The organism is Brevundimonas sp. (assembly GCF_032017145.1).
Lineage (GTDB): Bacteria > Pseudomonadota > Alphaproteobacteria > Caulobacterales > Caulobacteraceae > Brevundimonas.
In genome coordinates this window covers 1-1919 of record NZ_DALZQC010000218.1, presented here as the reverse complement: position 1 = coordinate 1919, position 1919 = coordinate 1, and the positions used below count along the sequence as shown (strand labels likewise).

General features: G+C 72.4%; 2 protein-coding genes. Both read right to left on the bottom strand.

Features of this window, described 5'->3' with window-relative positions; all coding sequences use genetic code 11:
- Window positions 1-1116 (bottom strand): M20/M25/M40 family metallo-hydrolase (locus RTU05_RS18130; protein WP_312599672.1); only part of this gene is annotated, 1116 nt, incomplete at its 3' end.
- A 70-nt stretch (window positions 1117-1186) separates the two neighbouring features.
- Window positions 1187-1919: right-handed parallel beta-helix repeat-containing protein (locus RTU05_RS18125; RefSeq protein WP_312599671.1), on the bottom strand; the 733-nt coding region annotated here is incomplete at its 5' end.

Genomic DNA, 1919 nt, shown 5'->3' with positions numbered 1-1919 from the left:
CAGCCCGTCCGCCGCGCCGCGCAGGACCGCGCCCGCCTTCAAGACCTGAACGCGACGCACCCGCCATACCGTAATGCCGGTCGCCAGGGCGGCGACGGCCAGCAGGACCCAGCCCACGACCGGCGGATGCCGCACGACCGTCAGGCCGAACAGATCGGCATAGACGGCGTTCCGCGTCACCTGGGGCAGGGTCGGCGCGCGCAGCCAGGCGTCCGCGACCTCCAGCGCCTGCGATCCGATATGCTGCAGACTGCCCTGATCCAGGGCCTCGGGCGTGGCGGCGGGCGAATGATACTGGTCCGGCCGCCCGATGAAGGCCAGGTTGATCCCGGCCAGACCCCTGGCCGCCGCCACGGTGAAGTCCGTGCCGTTCGGCATCAGCCGATAGACGAAGACGGCCAGGGCGTTGCTGGACGGGCCGCCGGTCGCGGCGCCGGCGGCCCGCGCATAATGGGCGATGGTGTTTGCGTTGCCCGGCCCGGTCTCGAACATCATGGCCCGGCCGCCGCCGCCCCGCGCCTCCAGATTGACGACGGCGCCGATCCGGTCGCGCCACGGATGGGCGGCGAAGAAGGCGCGCGCCCCGTCCAGGTTCAGTTCCTCGGCGTCGGTCAGCAGGACGATCAGATCGCGGTCCGCCCCGCCGCGCGCCTTGATCGCCCGCACCGCCTCCAGAATGGCCGCCACGCCCGTCGTATCGTCGGCCGCGCCGGGCGAACCAGGCACGCTGTCGTAATGGGCCATCATCAGGACGGCGGGACGGTCGGGGTCGCGGCCGGGCAGGACGCCGACGATGTTGGCGACCGCCAGCCCTTGCGCGCTGCGGCCCTCGCGCTCCATCCGTTGCACGGCGCGCGGCGACAGGGGGCCGGTCTGGATTTGGGGCGCTAGGCCCAGGGCCGTCATTCGCCGCATCAGATAGGTCTGGACCCGCGCGTGGTCGGCGGACCCGACCGGATGGGGCGCGCGGGCGATCTCGCGCACATCGGCCATCGCCCGCGCGGCGGAAAAGGCTTCGGCCGGCGTCGAGACCGGCCGGGGCGCGGGCGTCTGGCTGGCGATCACGGCCAGACCCAGGGCGACGGCCAGCGCCGTGAACAACAGGATCAGCCGCATCGTCTTTTCCCCCTGATCGCGATCGGTCCAGTCAGCCCTGCGCGGACGCCCGGCGCAAGGGGCGACCCGATCAGCGACGCACGCTGTTGCGCGCCGTCAGATTGCCCGCGGCACCGTCGCCGTCGTCGATGCTGGACCCGAAGGGCCAGCCCCGGTCGTCGCTGCAATAGGGTCTGCGCCCCTCGCGCGAGCCGATCACCACCGCGCGCGGCCTGAGCCAGCCGGCGCCGGCGAAGACATTGTCCGTAATCTGATTATAGGACGGCGTCTGGTGGCGGATTACCCCGTCCTCGCCGCAGTTGCGATACAGAAACACCCCCCCGCGCCCGCCCAGCGCCAGCCGATTGCCGACGATGCGATTGGCGCCCGACCCGTCCACGGCGATCTGTTCGCGCCCGGTGCGGATGTCGAAGTCGTTGTCCTGGATCAGGGCGCCGGCGCTCTCGGCGTCCAGATAGATGGCGACCGACGTCGACCGGCCGGAAAAGCGCGAGCGGGTCACCGTGGTCCGCGTCACCCCCGGCCCGACATAGAGGGGAATGGTCCCCACGCCCTGAAACCGCACCCGGTCCATGACGACCCTGATCGGCGCCGCCGACTGGGCCGCCAGCGTATGGCCCGCCGTGCGCGACGAGGCCAGCAGGTCCCGCATCGATCCCCCCGCCCCCATGCCCCAGATGCGGACATTGCCCGTAACGCCGCAGTTGCGGATGGCCACATCGCTGGGCCGGGACCAGCCGTCGCCCTGGCGGCGCGACCAGACGGCCACGGTCGGGGCGCTGGTGGTCGCCTGGCCCGGCGCG